Source organism: Faecalicatena sp., from assembly GCF_058819085.1.
In genome coordinates, this window is record NZ_JBZUUL010000039.1 from 1 (window position 1) to 17,601 (window position 17,601).

11 protein-coding genes are annotated in these 17,601 nt (G+C 44.2%); 1 reads left to right on the plus strand and 10 read right to left on the minus strand.

Translation table 11 applies throughout. The annotated features are described in order from the left end of the window. From AC4OGX_RS18385 to AC4OGX_RS18425, 9 genes are all read right to left on the minus strand, one after another. The coding region (locus tag AC4OGX_RS18385) for a DNRLRE domain-containing protein (protein WP_493332140.1) at positions 1-9,204 on the minus strand (9,204 nt) is incomplete at its 3' end. Between the two features lie 74 nt (positions 9,205-9,278). Continuing rightward, positions 9,279-9,434: an AgrD family cyclic lactone autoinducer peptide gene (locus AC4OGX_RS18390; protein WP_493332141.1), complete on the minus strand. Its 156-nt coding sequence runs from the start codon at positions 9,432-9,434 to the stop codon at positions 9,279-9,281. Next, positions 9,418-10,008 carry an accessory gene regulator B family protein gene (locus AC4OGX_RS18395; protein WP_493332143.1) on the minus strand — a complete coding sequence of 197 codons (591 nt, stop codon included), beginning with the start codon at positions 10,006-10,008 and terminating at the stop codon, positions 9,418-9,420. Before AC4OGX_RS18395 ends, AC4OGX_RS18390 begins: the two co-directional genes overlap by 17 nt. A gap of 158 nt (positions 10,009-10,166) precedes the next feature. Beyond that, on the minus strand, positions 10,167-11,192 hold the full coding sequence (locus tag AC4OGX_RS18400) for a sensor histidine kinase (protein WP_493332144.1): 1,026 nt from the start codon (positions 11,190-11,192) through the stop codon (positions 10,167-10,169). A 289-nt stretch (positions 11,193-11,481) separates the two neighbouring features. Then, entirely contained in the window at positions 11,482-12,243 is a 762-nt protein-coding gene (locus AC4OGX_RS18405) for a LytR/AlgR family response regulator transcription factor (protein ID WP_493332145.1), read from the minus strand. Positions 12,244-12,533: 290 nt separating this feature from the next. Further along, on the minus strand, positions 12,534-12,983 hold the full coding sequence (gene nrdR, locus AC4OGX_RS18410) for a transcriptional regulator NrdR (protein ID WP_493332147.1): 450 nt from the start codon (positions 12,981-12,983) through the stop codon (positions 12,534-12,536). 159 nt (positions 12,984-13,142) lie between these two features. Beyond that, on the minus strand, positions 13,143-13,397 hold the full coding sequence (locus tag AC4OGX_RS18415) for a YlmC/YmxH family sporulation protein (RefSeq protein WP_493332149.1): 255 nt from the start codon (positions 13,395-13,397) through the stop codon (positions 13,143-13,145). 137 nt (positions 13,398-13,534) lie between these two features. Continuing rightward, positions 13,535-14,740, minus strand: coding sequence for an ABC transporter permease (locus AC4OGX_RS18420; RefSeq protein ID WP_493332150.1), 1,206 nt, complete (start codon positions 14,738-14,740; stop codon positions 13,535-13,537). A 1-nt stretch (position 14,741) separates the two neighbouring features. Further along, complete coding sequence (locus AC4OGX_RS18425) at positions 14,742-15,515, minus strand: ABC transporter ATP-binding protein (protein ID WP_493332151.1); 774 nt, start codon at positions 15,513-15,515, stop codon at positions 14,742-14,744. A gap of 159 nt (positions 15,516-15,674) precedes the next feature. Here AC4OGX_RS18425 and AC4OGX_RS18430 point away from each other — a divergent pair, with 159 nt between their 5' ends. Next, positions 15,675-16,055 carry a DUF3783 domain-containing protein gene (locus AC4OGX_RS18430; protein ID WP_493332152.1) on the plus strand — a complete coding sequence of 127 codons (381 nt, stop codon included), beginning with the start codon at positions 15,675-15,677 and terminating at the stop codon, positions 16,053-16,055. Positions 16,056-16,193: 138 nt separating this feature from the next. Here AC4OGX_RS18430 and AC4OGX_RS18435 read toward each other — a convergent pair whose 3' ends face one another. After that, positions 16,194-17,588 carry an MFS transporter gene (locus AC4OGX_RS18435; protein WP_493332154.1) on the minus strand — a complete coding sequence of 465 codons (1,395 nt, stop codon included), beginning with the start codon at positions 17,586-17,588 and terminating at the stop codon, positions 16,194-16,196. Positions 17,589-17,601: the final 13 nt, after the last annotated feature.

A 17,601-nucleotide genomic window follows, 5' to 3' on the forward strand; every position in this document is an offset into this window, starting at 1 on the left:
AAATTCATGATTTCTATAAGCATTGTACAGAATTCCAACATCTCCTGCTTTTATAAGAAAATGACTCTTTCCTCCATCATCTCCCTTTACATTTGGTCCCGAATTATATTGAATACCCAATACTTCCTCTGGATCATAGTTTACTATATCACCCACCGTGTCAGCTAAGTCCATTTTTTCTTTAATTTCTTCGGAATATTTTTTACCCACATATTTCCCAAAAGCGTCCTTAATTATTGACACTCCTAACTCCGCTTCTGCTTTTCCTAACTGCTTTCCCTGCTGACTCGATGTTTTAGCATATTGTGCAATCAATTGTAATCCTGGCCCTGCCTCCGTAAGTGTTCCACCCAAAAGTATTAAAGTTTTATCTTTTAGATTTTGCGATTTAATTCCATCTGCTGTATATTCTACGGCCTCCTCTACTTCCAATGTAATAGCCTCTTGTTTCCTAATTTCTTTAAGAAGATCAGCATAATATACTTTTTTCTTTGAGAGTGGATCTATATAATACTCTTTTGCATATGGATTATTTTTGTTAAATTTCTGCATTAATTCGTCTTCTTCTAATTCTTTCTCCTTAAAGTATTGTATCATTAACTCTTCATATTGTCGAAGTTCATCTTTATCTTTAACTGTCTTGTTTGTGTGACAGTACATTTTTTCTACTTTTGCTTTTATGACTTCCTTTTTTACTGAAAAATACCTTCCTAATTCGATTCCTGTCAATCCCCATCCACTTTCAAGCTGACTAATCTCCTGATCACTCATAAGAGCTGATTTTTGCTGTATATTTGCAGGATACGATGAACCGCCATTATTCTCAGGATAGCTGCCAAGATTACCATTATAGCTTGCTGCGGAAGGACTTGGTGTCCCACGTTTCACCTTGCCGCCGCTACCACCGGTTACCTTATCCCACCAGTTAGATACAGCCTTTACGGCAGAAGAAGCCTTATCAGCCACCCACGATACAGCCTTTTTAATCGGCTTGACAACATGCTCATTTACAAAATTTCCAACTTTCTTAACAGCCTTCTTGACCCCATTCCATAATTCTTTAAAGAACTTTCCTGTAGGATCACAGTAGTTGAGTGGGTTGTTCAGCACGTAGAGATAGGAGTTCCTTGTCAGCGGATTCTCCTTCGTTCCGCTTTCCGTATCTTCACTGATGAATCTTCCTGTCGCCGGGTCATAATATCTTGCCCGCAGATACTGCAGTCCGGTCTTGGTGTTGGCGGATTCTGCATTATATCCATAGTAGTTCACCGCATCCGGTGTTCCCGAGGTCAGGTTTCCGTAAGAGTCATAGCGATAGCTGTTCGTTAATGCTCCTTTATCGCTGATCAGGCCTGTTACGCTGGCGCGTCCGTCATATAAATAATACCCCGTTTCCTTGCCTTTCGCAACACTGACTCTGTTCTCTCCATAGGTATAGGACTGACGCAGAGAGTCGTCTGCATTGTATTCTGCAAGTGCCTGTGTATTTTCCTGCGTAACATCATTGATGTACTCGGTCAGTGTGTAGCCCTTTGTGTCTGCTCCGCCTGGAATGAGTTCTGCCAGCTTCTCCTTCGGTGTATTCTTATCCTCTGTCCTCTGGGATTCAGGGATCAGTACCTCATCGCCATAGCAGTCTTCCCAGTCATAGGTATTGTCGATCTGGAATACACGGTTGCCGTCTCCATCATATAAGGCTGCCATCAGCACGGTCTTTCCTTTTTTTACGACTTTTAGCCTGTTCTCGGCAGTATACTCATAGGTGACCGGATCATCATAGGAATTCTCTGTGGTCTTGATCAGGTTTCCGTCTCCGTCGTATTCATACTTGATTCCCTTATCGCCCCAGATCCTGCAGTTCTTTCTGGAGACCATCTGGTTGGCATCATTGTATTTATACTGGTATTTTTCTTTCTGGACTCCATCCTCGATCTTCTCATAGGTCGTGCGGTTTCCGACTTTATCATAAGTGTAATTGTGGACTGTGGTCTTACCGCCCTTTTCTTTTTCTGTACACCGGGTCAGCTCCCAGTTGTCATCATATTCGTAAGTCCGGTTCGTCTGAACCGTCTTTTCCTGGTGACAGCAGTCCTTATCTGCCTCTTCCTTCTTTCCGCCCCAGTTATACCAGTCCTCATAGCTGACCGGCTTCCTTGTACCTGCTTCCAGCTCGGATGCCTCTTCACTTACGATATATCCCTGAGCATTGTACTTATATGCATAAGAGGAAATGACCTGTCCGCACTTCGTACACTCATTGACCAGTTTGGTAACACGGTCTTCTGCATCGTAGGTTACCGTTGTCTTTGTGCTATTCGGGCGGATCGTCTCTGTCATCCGGTTCAGTGCATCATACTTATATTCTGTTGCCTTACCATTGTTGTCTGTCACCTTGATCAGATTATCATTCAGGTCATATTCGTAGACCACCTTCGTCTGGTCAGGGTATACGATCTCTTTCAGGTTGTCGGCTTCATCATAGACATATGTCACTTCTTTTCCAGAACCATTGACTGCTTTCTTAAGTCTTCCCAGTTCATCGTATTCATAGGTGCTCTTTCCTGTTGCATCCTTCATGGAAACCCGTTCGCCTGCTGCATTGTAAGCATACTGTGCAGAGGTATCTGATTGTTCGCCTTTGGCATCCTGATAGGACTTTTCGATCAGGTTGTTCAGTTTGTCGTAGTCGTAACTGGTCTTTTTTCCACTTGGTGAGACATAGGAGATCAGTCTTCCGGACTCATCATATGTCATGACCTTGGTTCTTCCTGAGGAATCCTTATTTTCTGTCAGATTCCCTTCTTTATCATAGGTATACGCGGTTGTTCTGCCGAGCGCATCCGTAAAGGCCGTCATCTCATTCATGGAATCATAAGCGTAAGTGGTCACACCGCCCATTGGGTCCGTTACTTTGACCAGATTATCGTTCTTATCGTATTCCAGCTGGGTCTTCACACCCGTCTTGTCTGTAATAGTCGTGATATTGCCGTGCGGATCGTATTCGTACTTTTCCGTACTGCCTGTCTTATCTGTAACGGCTGTGATACGGCTGTTCAGATCATATGCATACTGAGTTTTCTGTTTTAATGCGTCGATCTCTTCTGTCAGCCTGTTGTCTTTATCATATACTGCTGCCGTCACATAGCCCATCGGATCCGTAATGGATGTCAGATTCGAATTCTGGTCATAGCTAAGCTTCGTGGTACGCCCGCCTGGTCTGGTAAGTGCCGTCAGATTGCCGACCGGATCGTAAGTATACTCAGATACCTTGCCCTGCGGGTCCAGCGCCTTGACCATCCTGTCAGCCAGGTCATACTGATACTGCCTGGTACGCCCAAGCGGATCTGTCTCGGCTGTCAGATTGCCTCTTTCATCATAGGTATAAGTATTCACGCCGTCCTGAGCATCTTTTCCGGTCAGAAGGTGGTGAAGCTTATCATAAGTGTAAGAAGAAGTCCGTTTAAGGCTGTCTGTTTCTTTGACCAGGTTGTCCACCTTGTCATAGGAGAAGTTCTTCACATATCCGAGCGGTGTGGTCACTTTTTTCAGTCTGTCTGCTGCGTCGTACTGATAGGTATATTCTCCTCCGTCTGCCTGGATCAGCTTCGTCAGGTTACCGGTCTGGTTGACTTCATAGGAGGTCACATTACCCATCGGATCTGTCTGCCGGATCAGATTGCCATGCTTGTCATATGCATATGCTGTCTCTGCACCCTTCGGAGAGATCTCCTTGATCATGTTGCCGACTACATCATACTGGTATTCTGTGATCAGTTCCATCGGATCCTTGTATTTCGTCAGGTTGCTTAATGCATCATAAGCGTACTCGCTGACTGCTCCCTCCGGTGTCTTCTCTGAGATCAGCCTGCCAAGAGCATCGTACTGATAAGTCGTTGTATTGCCTCTGCCGTCCGTCAGGGAGATCAGGTTGTCATTGCCGTCATATCCATAAACAGTCTTGCTGCCATTGGCATCCTTTACTTCGGTCAGGTTATCGTTGCCGTCATACTTAAATGTGGTGGATGCCCCCATCGGATCTGTCGTAGAGATCACCCGGTCCCTCTGGTCATAGGCATACTGGTACACTGCTTTTTCCGACTTCGTCATCGTCAGCTGGTTTCCGGCCTTATCATAGGTAAATGTCGTCTTATGTCCCTCGGCATCAGTCACGGCGATGATATTGTCCATGACATCATATTCGTAACTGGTCTTACTTCCGTCTGCCTCTTCTAACGTAATCAGTCTGCCATATTTATCATAGGTATATACGGCAGTCCTGCCCAGGTTATCGGTCTGGCTTGTCACATTGCCTGCGGCATCATAGGTGTATTCCATGGAATGGCCTTCGCTGTCGGCTGCTTTTAACATTCTTCCCATGCTGTCATAGGAATACTTGATCACCATTCCCTGTACATCGGTTACCTCTTTGAGCTGGCCCAGTCGGTCATACTTCATCGTCACAGTGTCGCCGTTCGGCAGAGTCATGGATGTATTGCTGCCTGTCTTATCATAAGTATAGGTATAGACATTCTCCATTGCATCCGTCATTTTTATGACTTTACCTCTGGAATCATACTGGTAAGAGGTGGTCCCTTTTAAGGCATCTATCGTCTGCTTTAAGTTTCCTGCTTTATCGTACTTCATGGCTGTGATATTCCCCAGGCTGTCTGTCAGGGATGTCATCTTGCCCAATGCATTATAGGTAAACTTATAAGAATTCCCATTTCCGTCTGTGGATTCAAGCAGCTCTCCGTTTCCATTATAGACCATGGTGTTTGTATATCCGGCAGCATCTTTGATCTCTGCCACTCTACCGGCTGCATCATAGCCGTATGCTTCTGTGCGTCCCTCCTCATCTGTAACTGCTGTCTGCTGATTTGCAGCATCATAGGTAAAGGATACGACACTGCCATCCGGCTTTGTGGCTGACAGCAAATTCCCGTTCTTGTCATAAGAATAAGTCAGCGCTCTGCCACTGTCATCTGTTGCTGTCAACAGCTGGCCTAATGCATCATATGTATAGGATGTTGTCACTCCCATCACATCTGTTTCCGATACGAGATTCCCCATGGCATCATAGATATAAGATGCTTTACTTCCATCCGGGTAGTTCGTCTCTGTGATATGTCCGGCAGAATCGTACTTGTAAGTCAGAACATTGCCCTTTGCATCTGTTGTTTTCGTAACAAGGCCCAGGCTGTTATATTCGGAAAGCGTCTCATATCCCCGGCCGTCTTTCATCCCGGTCATATTTCCGGCTGCATCATAAGTAAAGCTGATGGTTCCTGCTTCTTCTGTTGTCTTGCTGATAATACGTCCCATGGAATCGTATTCTGTAACAATAACATTTCCCTTCGGATCCGTCTGGCTGATCTCCAGACCGTTCTTATTATAGGTGTACAGCATCTCGCCGCCATTTGGCAGGATTCCTTTGGTGATGTTATACATGGCATCGTATTCGAAACCTGTTGTATTTCCCACCGGGTCTGTAATGGACAGAATATTTCCGATCTGATCGATCCCATAGGAGGTCACCGATCCGTCGCCTGCTGTCTCGGAAAGCAGATTGCCTGCTGCATCATATACCTTGGATACGGTGCGTCCCAATGGGTCAGTCATCCCCGTCTGCCGTCCCATGGCATCATAGGAGAAGCCCCATGTATTTCCATTGCCGTCTGTATAGGATACCAGATTCGGTCCATCATAACCGTAGGAGTTCGCAACACCATTTCCATTGGTCTGTGATACCAGGCGGTGCAGTTCATCGTATGCAAAAGTGGTCACTGCTCCGTTCGGTGAGGTTACAGAAGTCACATTCCCTGCGCCGTCATACTGCATGGTGGTGACAGCACCGTCATAGTCTGTCACAGAAACCGGCAGATTCAGTTCGTTATAAGTATAAGAGCGTACTGCTCCGTCTTCCCTTGTCTCACTTAATACATTCCCATTGCCATCATAAGTATAAGATGCTGTACCTTTTGCCGTAGTCTGACTGGAAAGCTGATTGCCTTCATAGGTACTGCTCTTCGTACTGCCATCCGGGTATTCAATGGATGTGGTACGGTATTGATCGTCATAATGGTAAACTGTCACATTGCCTTCATTGTCGGTCGTTGTTGTCTGGCCATCCGCATAGGCGAAGGTAGACTGATTTCCATTTGCATCTGTCTGTGCAGTCACACGGTTTTCTTTGTCGTATTCATTGGTCACAACAGTATTGCCGTTCTCGTCCTTCCATGATGTCATACGGTTCTTCTTATCATATGCGTAAGTACGGCTGCTGCCGTTTGCATTGACAGCTTCTGTCAGATTATGATGCTTGTCATACTGATAAGTCAGTTTTGATCCGTCAGGAAGTGTGATTGCTGTAATGTATCCCTGTTTGTCCTGCTCGAAAGAAAATACTTTACCTGACGGAGTTGTTATATTTTTCAGGTTATACTCTTCATCATAGTCCAGAGTCGTCTTAAATCCTTTGATATCTGTACAATATCTCAGCATTCCATACTTATCGAAGGACCATACTGTCTTATCGGAGTCAGTCAGTTCATAACCGATATAATCATGGTCAGTGTTTTCATAGGATACTTCTTTCAGCTGATACTGATAGCCTTCCGGCGCCTGATAGGTTCCATCACCTTTTGGAGCCATGAAGAGATAACTGCCATCGCCTCTGGAAAAGATGATGCTGCCATCCTCAGCCTTGCTCAGAGCCTGCCCGTACTCAAAGGACCAGCCACGTCCGAACATGGAGTTCTGATCTGTTCCTTTAGAATTGTAACTGCGGCGGATAGAAAATTCCCCGTTCAGCTCAGGAAGTACGGCATCCTCCTGTTCCATGAAGAAGTTGCCCGTATTCAGATTGACCGGTTCAAACCCAAATTCACAATGCAGGCCGCGCCCCATAAGTGCTCCGTCAATCTTACGTTTGTCAATATCAGACAATGGTTCCGGACTGTAAGGCTCATTCGTCTTCGGATTGCGGATAAAGATCGTATTGTTTTCGATCACAAGCGTATCCTGTACATGGTTATCCTTCATAATATCAACAAGTGGTACGCCATAATACTTCGCGATCTTCGGGAATGTGTCAAACTGCTTCACTTTGTAGATAACAAAGCTGTCACTCTCCTTCTCGCCGCTGCTCTTGTCATCCTTCCTGGCAATCGCCTTGATCTTGTAGAGCTTATCTGTCTTTAACCCCGCATACAGCGCGCTCTGCCAGTTGGAATCTTTGCTCTTATACTTTGTGGCATTCGGAAACTGCGCCAGAAACTCTGTGTTATCCGGGTATTTATACTCTCCCTGGGCATCTGCTACGAGATGAATCTCTGCATCATCTTCATCTGGTGAAAGGTAATACTCTACAACTGACTTGCTCTTGGAAAGTCCGTCTGCAAATACCGCATCGAACTGCAGCTTGCCTTCCGGGCTTTTTTCGGTCATCGGCCGCAGCTGTATGGACAGATCTTCCAGCGGCATGTCACGCAGGAACGGGTCTTCTGCGGATGACCACTCCACCGTCAGCTTCGGACCGTACGGTGAATTCTTGTTATTCATAACTTCACACTGCATTGCAGCCTCAAGTCCGCTGGCCTCGTCAATTGCCTTTAAGACCATGCCGTGATTCGGATACGTTCCCTGTATCCAGTCATTGATCATGTCCTTGACATTATAATTGATATACTCATTTGCTACTGGTTTTGAATTCTGTACATCAATAAAGGTATGTTCTGCCGGCTGATGGATCCAGGTGATATCATCCGCCCATTCAGAATCTACACGGTACAATCCGAATTCTGCTGATCCATCGCCGAAGTTTGTCAGCTGGCTGACCGAAAAGGTAGCGCTGTCGATCTTGGAGTCCTTTGGAATCTCTGCAAAGTCATAGTTTACTCTGACATAAGTCCTGCAGATCATCAGCATGGCACCCTTTGTGATAAGGTTTCCAGATACAATTCCATCATCATATCCTACATACGGAAAACCATTATCTCCCACAATCGTATCCGGTGCGCCCTGTTCCACATCGATCAGGCTGAAATATTCTCTGGTCACATTAACTGTCGTCGGATCAATTCTGACCGGATACTGGCGTTCCTCGCTATTCAGCCACTCCTGGTCCGGTGTGACAACAAGATAGGTTCTCCCCTCTTCTGTCTGCAGGGAAAGTGTGATATTCATGGATATCGCTCCTGCGGCATCCATCATAATCGGTGCTTCCAAGACATAGATCGTCTCTTCGCGGCTGCCTTCTTCATACAGACATATGACTCCGTCCTCTTCCACTGCCTCTAAGCCATCTAATACCAGTTCATATTTATACTCCGGTATCTCTGCTTTCTTCTGTAGAACAATGTCTTCCTTGATATTATTATCGAGAATCGTATACTGGACATCAATTCCTTCCTGCACCTGATTGTAAAGAACTGCATTGTCCTTGATCACAGGATGACTGTAATCTCCGGATAAAGGTATGATCTCCAGACGCTTTCCTTCCTTCTCCAGAACGACTCCCGCCTGTTCTGTGATATTCTTAGGCAGGGTCACCTGATAGTCATTTGCCTGATTCACCACGGCTCCCTCAGCACTGCGGGTCTTTGGTTCCACCAGGTTATTGTCTACCTTTTTCAGTTCCCCGTCTGTATCTTCATAGACACCCATATAGCCGCCGAACTGAGTCAGATATTCTCCGTCCGCCTGCTTGTAAGTCTTAGATGTCTCATTGTAATCTATTAATTCACCCTCCGGTTCTTCTGGAATCGGATAATAGTCTTCCGGCTCTTTTAGTTCTACCGGTTCCTTCTTACCGTCCTCTTCTGTCTTCTTTTCATCAGCAGATTCATCCCTGGCATCTGGATTCTCCGTGCTGTCCTGCGCATCCGGCTTCGGTTCCTCTGCCTTAGGTTCCTCTGGCTGTGATTCTTCTGTCTTGGGTTTCTCTGGCTGTGGTTCCTCTGGCTGCGGTTCTTCTGCCTTTGGCTCTTCAGTCTGACCGGCAGGCTCGCCTGTTCCTGCTACATCCCCCTCATCAAGAACTTCCTGTACATCCGATATTGCCTCAGGCTGCTCCATTGTGACTTCTCTTGGGGCATTCTCAATCATATCTTTTGCATATACAAACACAGGGCCAGTCCCCTGCCCGGCTAAAATCACTGCCATAAATAAACTCACGGCTGTTCTAAAGATTCGCTTCTTTTTCATTCGTGTCCTCCCTCATGAATTGGTTAATAAATCCCGCGGCGTGGTTTTACTGGTAAACCTGGTGGTGCCAGTGCCTATCTTTTATTTTTCTTGCTTAATTTTTTTACCTTTTCTGGGATTTCAGGCTCATAGAGGCCAAATAGTGTAGGAAGTCCCCCTCCCCTCAAAGCCATTTCTTCAGATATCTTTGCCACTTTGCCCAATACGTTTTTCTTAGTCTCCTTTTTCATGTCTTCTTTCCTCCATTCCTTTTCCTACTGCCATTAAAGCAGTGATAGCAGTAATTGACAGAACAATCGTATATGTCCATATCTGGCCAATCCGACAGATTGCCATAGCCAGTATGATCCACACCATGCATCTGCTTACTGCCTTCTTCTTTGCATGCATTTTCTCTTCATCAGTTAATTTGTTCCGATGAAGAACCGGTGCATACTTCCGGATTACACATAGATTTATCAATAAAACCAGCAAAAATAATGCGGGATTTATTTCAAAATAATTCAAAAAACGTGAAAAACAGGCTATTATAATGAATATAATGCAGTACAGTGATCCACATCTGGTATAAGATGAGGCATGGAAACCACCAGCATATGGCCTCAGTGTTGCCAATACTAAAAAATACAAGATTCCTTGTCCAATGTCTCGAAAAAAGCTGGAAAGCATCAGCACCAATAAAAGATTAATCACTGTGGATATCAGCAATTCCAAACCGTATTCATAAATTTCTTTATCGTCCTCATTGATTATGTCTTCCTTTAAAAAAAGAACTGCTATTTTTCTTGCCCCGTAACGAATCATGCCTATTCACTCCTTTAAACGAAATCTTAACTTTTTATGGTTTATACGACAACCTTTTTGGTACAAAATGCCGTTAAAACGTCATATTTCGCATTGTTAGCATACAAATTGCACAAAAAAGAGATGGAGAGCTCTTCTCCATCTCTTTTCCAATCTTATTATAAAGGCAAAAATACATGTGCACAGAATTTAGAATCCTCTTCATAGTATTCTACTACCCCACCTAGCTCCTCTGCCAGCTCGATCACTGTTGTATGACCGACTCCATGCATCTCCTGATCTTCCTTGTCTGAATGTAATTGAGGGTTACTGTCCAGCACTGATCTGCTGATTCTATTTTTTATTGTAATATTAGATACCCCCTCTTCCCTCTTAAGTATGAAATCTATCTTTCTAATTTCCTGCTCCTTCATACTGGCCTCAATAGCATTATCCAGCAGATTAAAAAGAATAATTCCAATTTCTATTTTATTCCAAAGACTGATGTCACCTGAAATCGTGCATGCGATATCTATTTTATTCTCTTTACATTGATATATCTTTGTGTTAACTATGGAATCTATTAAGGGATTATTAGTATTCACAAACTCACAGTTCATTTCAAGGTATCTGCCAGTTATACTTTGTAAATATTTATCCAGTTCTTCATACTTCCCATCTGCTAAAAGCGTCTGCATGCTCATACAGTGATTCTTATAATCATGTATAAACTGACGAATCCGTGTATAGGATCGTTTGAATTCTTTAATTTGTTTCTCCTTTTCCTGTGTCTGCAGTTGTATCAGTTCAAATTTCAGCAGCTTATTATCCTGATCACTGATTTTGAATATGGAATATCCTATGTAAATGCTGATCAAAACCATACCTGCTGAAACAGCAATTAATATTGTATTGACTGTCAAATTGTACACACCTGAATTTATGACATAAAAGAGCAGTACTTCTATACTAATATTTAACATAATCAATATATTAGCGATCAGATAAAATTTCTTAGTAAGGTTGATGACATTTCGCTTGTAAAACAAACGTATCCTTCTCAGTGAATACCAAAGGATGATTTTAGTTAAAAACGCAGCCAACAGTAGATACCCATTTTCATTCTCTAAAAACAAATACACTGTCCTTTCACTGGCAAAAGCAAAAACTTGTATAACCAAAATATCTATCACTGCTATTACCATAAGTGGAAATAAACAAACTAAAAGCCGAACTTCCCACTTTTGTTCCAGAAGTAAGTAACTAAATGTAAAAAGAATCAGAAAGTATGTGAAAAGAACGATTACATGACTGTGCCTCGACATAACATTAAACTGCACTGCCAGATACAGAAGCACTACAAGCACACATGTCCATATTTTCCTGTAAGATACTCTCCTCTTCCATCCCAGAAACCTAATTAGAAACTCCACAATAATCAGAATCTCCAGCATACTTAGCATCTGTCCGATTAAATTCATGCCCCATTCCATCTCAATCTCTCCTGCTAATCGTAAACTGTTCTTTTACCAGCTTCTGCCTGTCTCTGCTTATAGGAAGCCTGATGCCAGAATACAGGACCATCTCATTCTTTTCTATGGAAAAACATTTATCAAGATTCACAATATAACCGGAATGTATCCTCAAAAAACCGCTGCCGGAAAGAGCGACCTCATACTCCTGCATCTTTCCTCTTATTGTCATAGGTTCTTTACTTATAAGATGAACAATAACATGATGCCTGTACTTTTCAAGATATTCTATTTCCTCTTTCTTTACATGATATGCAGCCCCCTTTTCCACAAACTCGATCATTTCCTCACGCCTAAGTTTTTCCTTCATATACTGCCGCAGAGCCTTGGGTATATCTTTCTCCATGTTTTTCTTCCTGATACACTGAAACGGACAAAAAGAAAGCGATTCTAGAATCAGATTATCATGGTTCGTAAGCAGTATGATATTTTTATTCTTACTTAACGGCTCTAACTCTTTCATTACATCCATTCCTGATTTTACCGGCATATCCATGTCAAGAAAGATTAACTCATTATCCCTTACCTCATACTGTTCAAGGAATTCTCCACCATTTGAGAATACCTCTATATAAGCCGTTATTTGTTGATTTGATAATTCCTCCTGGATCAACTTCTTAACCTGTTCTGCAATCACAGATTCGTCATCACAAATTGAAATATGCAGCATATTACCACCCCCATCATTCCTTTTTGTACAATGTGCATATTGTTCTTCTGACATCTATTATAATACCAATCCTCTCCATCAACCTCACTGTCAACAAACTGTGGCACGATTTTCCTTACTTCATATTTACTGGGACCTGTGCTATTTCAAAATAGGTCTGGTTTATCAGAAAGAGTTTCGCTTGTGGGCCCCGCGCCTGCGGCATCCGCACCGCGGCCTCTACAACTTACGCCGCAGCGCACATCCCCCGGAGTTTTTTATGATATAGGAAATTCCAAGGGATTTTCCTATATCATAAAAAAGCAACCCTGATACCCTCATCAGGATTGCTTCTTCCTTCTCTCCTACTCCAAAAACTTTTTAAGCTCCGACATAAATGTATTCACATCTTTAAACTCCCGGTACACAGAAGCAAATCTCACATATGCCACCGGATCGAGCATCATCAGCTTGTCCATCACGATCTGCCCGATCTCTCTGCTTGGGATCTCCTTCTCCTCCCGGTTAAAGATCTCCAGTTCAATGGCATCGATCGTCTTCTGGATCTCTGATGCCGGAACCGGGCGTTTGTAACAGGCGCTTAACACCCCGTGTTCTATTTTTGCCCGGTCATACTGTTCCCTGTTGTTATCTTTCTTGATCACGATCAGCGGGATAGTCTCTACCTTCTCGTAGGTAGTAAACCGCTTGCCGCATTCATCACAGGAGCGTCTTCTGCGTATGGAATTATTATCTTCCGCAGGTCTTGAATCGATTACCCTTGTATCTGGATTGCCGCAATAAGGACATTTCATAATATATTCCGCCTTTCTCCAAATTCTGCACTCATTATACACAATATCTTGTATAGTGTCTAGTTGATGTTCCACATTAATATAGAAGAAATTCTCACGTTTTTCGGTATTTTTCGGTATTTTGAAATACGAAATAAAATGAAATTCCAACTGCCCTCATCAGAACTTTTGCAGGAACTTATCCTCATGCATTTCTACTAATATGATGTCCGGCCCGATCTTCTTAATGCAGTGCCACGGTATCACAAATTCGCAGTCCGTCCCCAGGAAACCGCAGATTTTCCCCGGCCCGGGAATGATGATCGCCAGCACCTTTCCATCTTTAATATCAATATCTACATCCACAACACAGCCGAGCCTCTTGCAGTCACACACATTGATCACTTCTTTTTCCCGCAGCTCACATAATCTCATCACAACATCTCCCTGCTTTTGCCAAACGATAGAAAGCACGCTTGTGCGAACTTTCTATGGTCATGAATTAAAAGTCCGCACACAGTAACAGCTTCTCTTACTGTTACCATATGCGGACTCATCAAGATCTGTGCAGATTAGATCGCCATTACCTTTTCACTCTCAAATGCTTTTGCGATCACTCCGATTAAAACTGCCCCAAGCAGTAAGGTCACGCCTAATGCCATACCGTACTGCATCATGGTCACCTCCTGTGTCAGGATCCCCTGCAGTGTGATCGAGGTGTTATAGATCGGTATCGCATACGTCCAGTCCTGCGGCGCCTTCGTTGTAAACATCGTCGTAATCCCCAGCACTAATACCAGCATGTAGACCGGCATGATATAGGAGCTTGCTTCCTTTACCGTCTTAGCGAACACAGACACCAGTACGATCAAAGCAGAGTATAAGAATGCGATCGAGATCAGCAGGAAAGCGAGCATCGCGATCTGCCCCGGATTCAGTGTCAGGTTCAGTCCCGTATCACCGGCTCCCATTCCGCCCATCATCTGCGGCATAAACGCAACCATGGCCGCCACATAGACAACAGAGGATATACCAGAGATGATCATCAATGCAAATACCTTTCCTAATACGATGGAGCTTCTCTTGATTGGAGACACAAGCAGGCTTGCCATTGTTCCGCGCTCTTTCTCTCCTGCCACCATATCCGTTCCGATCCCCATTGCCCCTGCAAACAGAAGAATCGTTACAAAGTAAGGAAGCATCATACCCAGCACCTTGCCGCCTGCTTTTTCCTCATCCTGGATCACCATATCCGGATTGTCGGAATTCACTGTAAATACTGTCAGACCATCCATATCATCTACGCGCTGTGACAGAAGCAGTTCACGGTAAGATTCAAGAACTCCGGTGGAGATCGCATTATAAGCAGCCCGTGAATAATCCTCGGAAGGATTGTAATAGGTCTTGATCTGAGGTACCAGATCCCCTGCATTGTAATTCGTCACCGCATCCTGGAAGCCTTCCGGGAACTCGATCAGCAGGTCTGCCTCGCCATTTCTGATCATCGTCTCTGTCTTCGCACGGTCACTCACTGCAGATACTTTACAGTCCTGACCTGCCTCTTTTAAGAAATCCTCGAATCCCTCCGGTGCATTCTGAATATATACGATGGAGCTGTGCTCCTCCACATCCTTCTGGGCATTCATACTTAAGTTACTGACCAGTGTCATAATACCTACCATAACCAGCACTGGAAGAAGGAATACCGATAGGATCATCTTCGTATCTTTAAATACTCTTGCGAGTTCTTTTCCGCAAATCTGTTTGATTCCGCTCATCTTAGTTCCCTCCCTTTATACTTCTGTAAAATTCAAAGAAAGCATCTTCCAGGTCTTCTGCATCTGTCTCATGCAGAAGCTCCTCCAGATTTCCCTCTGCGACCTTACAGCCATCAATAATGATACCGATCCTGTCGCAGATCTTCTCTGCCTCTGACATTACGTGGGTGGAGATGATTACCAGCTTCCCTTCATCCCTCAGCTTCTTCAAATAATCGGTCACACTTCTGGCCGTAATAACATCCAGTCCGTTAGTCGGCTCATCAAAGATCACAATGTCAGGATCATGGACAAGGCAGACTGCGATTGCCGCCTTCTGTGCCATACCTGTTGAAAGCTCCTTGATCTTCTTATGTGAAAAATCCTGGATCCCAAAGTATGTAAATAACTCCTTCTTCCTGGCCTTCAGCTGATCCTCCGGTATCTGATGCAGCCTGCCAAAAAAATCGAACATATAGTCTACTGAAAACTGCGGATCCAGCTTGATATCCCCTGTGAGGAAGCCGATCTTCTCCCTGACCTTCTCCGGCTCCTTTTGTACCTCGTGCCCCCCCACAAAGATCTCACCCTTCGTCGGCCTGATGATCGTAGAGATACAGCGCAGTGTGGTCGTCTTTCCTGCTCCATTCGGTCCCAGAAGCCCGTAGATCTCACCAGGCTTTGCACACAGGCTTAAATCATTGACAGCAGTCTTGATCGGATTTGTAGTCTTCGATTCCTTCATCTGCTTCTTGTTTAATTTATAGATCTTGGTAAGATTCCTGATTTCAATCATAATCTCCCTCCTCCTCTTTGTACTATTGTGTTAGTACAAATATAAATCTTTGTTACTCATTTGTCAAGGATAATCTTTTTCCAATTTTAAACTCTGATTTTACCCTGTTTTTATTTTCTTAAATAGGTTACAATAAAAACCAGCAGGAGGATTTATATTATGAAAGAAACGATATTATTATTTCATGCACCAGAAAAAGAAACACTATTAAAGATCGAGATGGCACTTTTCCCACTCCACATTCGGCTTAAGAAGGTAGCTTTAGAAGACTACAGCCAGCCGCTGGGCGTACTGGCAGGTATTAAGGATGCGGTTCCCGCGAAAGAAGCCTGGACCGGTGAGGACCTGCCGGACACGATGTTTGTCTTTGCCTTTTTCGATGACAACAGACTGAATATGGCACTAGCTGCCTTAAGAAAAAGCGGTGCCGGTCCCTTCCCATACAAAGCCGTCCTCACACCGACCAACCAGTTCTGGACAGCTCAGGAATGTTTTGCAGAGATCAGGCAGGAACACGAAGCAATGAGTGCCCCCAAATAAAGGCTCGTACTGCCTGCTGCTTATGCTCATGGCGCGTGTATCCCCCGGAGGAATTTCCTATATCATAAAAAACAGGAAATACTGCTTTCCCGGCAGTATTTCCTGTTTTTCATATATGCTTCAGTTAAACCTATATATTTAAGCTTCTCTTCTTGCTTTCAGTTCTGAAACGTTAGCTTCTACTCTCTTCTTATTCAGTGGATAGATGAAGATCAGGCAGAGCCCTACGCCAATATAAAGGATTCCAGGAACCAGTGTTCCAATGTTGTAGATTCCGTCTGCAACTGCCTGTGACTGTACCTGTACGCTGGAGTCATATCCAACTAAGCCAAGTGCAAATCCGCCAAGTCCGCCTGCAAGCGCCTGTCCGATCTTTCTTGCAAAGCTGTATACCGCATAAATTGTACCATCTTCTCTTTGGTGTGTCTTCACTTCCTGGTCATCAATTACGTCTGTGATGAATGCCCAGATGATTAGGTTGAAAATACCAAATCCAAAGTATCCGACAATATTAATTCCGATAAAGACTGCAACAGAGCTTGTATGGAGGAAAAACAATACAAGACATGCGATTCCGCCGAGGATACAGCCCACTGCTCCAACCTCTTTCTTACCGAACTTTCTTGTGATCGGCACTGCAAACGGGGCCAGGAACAGCATAGGCACGATTCCTGCCAGTCCCATGATGGATAAAGCGTTTTTGTTTTTAAAATAGTCAACAAACACATACTGGTTTACAGACTGTGCCAGCAGGGATGCCAAAAGCAGTAAGATCGCAGCCGCGATGATTCCCAGAAGGGCACGGTTTGTCACTAATGTCTTAATGGTCTGTCCAAAGCTCACCTGCGGTGCGTTCTGGTCTGGCTCTGTCTTCACGCGCTCTGTTGTGAGGAAGTAGCACAGAAGATAGCATCCTACTGCTAATACAGCAAATACACCGGCAATCGCTGTGAATCTCGGTCCCTCCACGATCTGGTTGCCTGCTGCATCTGTGGTATACACGAGCAGCGGGGCGCCAACACTGATCACCAGGCCTGCCAGAGTAGCACCAACACTTCTGAACGTAGACAGAGATGCTCTGTCATCTGCATCAGAACTGATGACAGATGCCATGGAACCGTAAGGAATATTGATGGAGGTATAGAAAATACTTCCCCATAAAATATACGTCACAAACATATATACGATCTTTACTGTCATGGAAGCATCTGCAAGCGCTGACTGATACATCAGGAAGCTGGCGATCGCAACAGGTCCGCACATGCGGCGGATCCACGGACGGAACCTGCCGTCTTTTGCAGGTTTTACACGGTCAACAATACGTCCCATCGTAACATCTGTGAATGCATCGATACAGCGTGCTACCAAAAACAGCACACCTACCAGCCCTGCACTGATTCCCCATACCTTTGTGTAGAATATCATCAGAAATGAACTTGCAAAGATAAATGTAAAGTCATTTCCAAAATCACCAAACATATAACCGATCTTATCTCTTATCCCAAATGGGCGTACATTACTTTCGTTATTCATGATTCTCCTCCTC

What these genes read in the sequence shown, in the direction of transcription:
- AC4OGX_RS18400 (WP_493332144.1), bottom strand. Translation starts at nt 11,192, where the DNA reads ATGGTAATAGCAGTGATAGATATTTTGGTTATACAAGTTTTTGCTTTT.
- AC4OGX_RS18395 (WP_493332143.1), bottom strand. Translation starts at nt 10,008, where the DNA reads ATGATTCGTTACGGGGCAAGAAAAATAGCAGTTCTTTTTTTAAAGGAA.
- nrdR (WP_493332147.1), bottom strand. Translation starts at nt 12,983, where the DNA reads ATGAAATGTCCTTATTGCGGCAATCCAGATACAAGGGTAATCGATTCA.
- AC4OGX_RS18415 (WP_493332149.1), bottom strand. Translation starts at nt 13,397, where the DNA reads ATGAGATTATGTGAGCTGCGGGAAAAAGAAGTGATCAATGTGTGTGAC.
- AC4OGX_RS18420 (WP_493332150.1), bottom strand. Translation starts at nt 14,740, where the DNA reads ATGAGCGGAATCAAACAGATTTGCGGAAAAGAACTCGCAAGAGTATTT.
- AC4OGX_RS18405 (WP_493332145.1), bottom strand. Translation starts at nt 12,243, where the DNA reads ATGTCAGAAGAACAATATGCACATTGTACAAAAAGGAATGATGGGGGT.
- AC4OGX_RS18430 (WP_493332152.1), top strand. Translation starts at nt 15,675, where the DNA reads ATGAAAGAAACGATATTATTATTTCATGCACCAGAAAAAGAAACACTA.
- AC4OGX_RS18390 (WP_493332141.1), bottom strand. Translation starts at nt 9,434, where the DNA reads ATGAAAAAGGAGACTAAGAAAAACGTATTGGGCAAAGTGGCAAAGATA.
- AC4OGX_RS18435 (WP_493332154.1), bottom strand. Translation starts at nt 17,588, where the DNA reads ATGAATAACGAAAGTAATGTACGCCCATTTGGGATAAGAGATAAGATC.
- AC4OGX_RS18425 (WP_493332151.1), bottom strand. Translation starts at nt 15,515, where the DNA reads ATGATTGAAATCAGGAATCTTACCAAGATCTATAAATTAAACAAGAAG.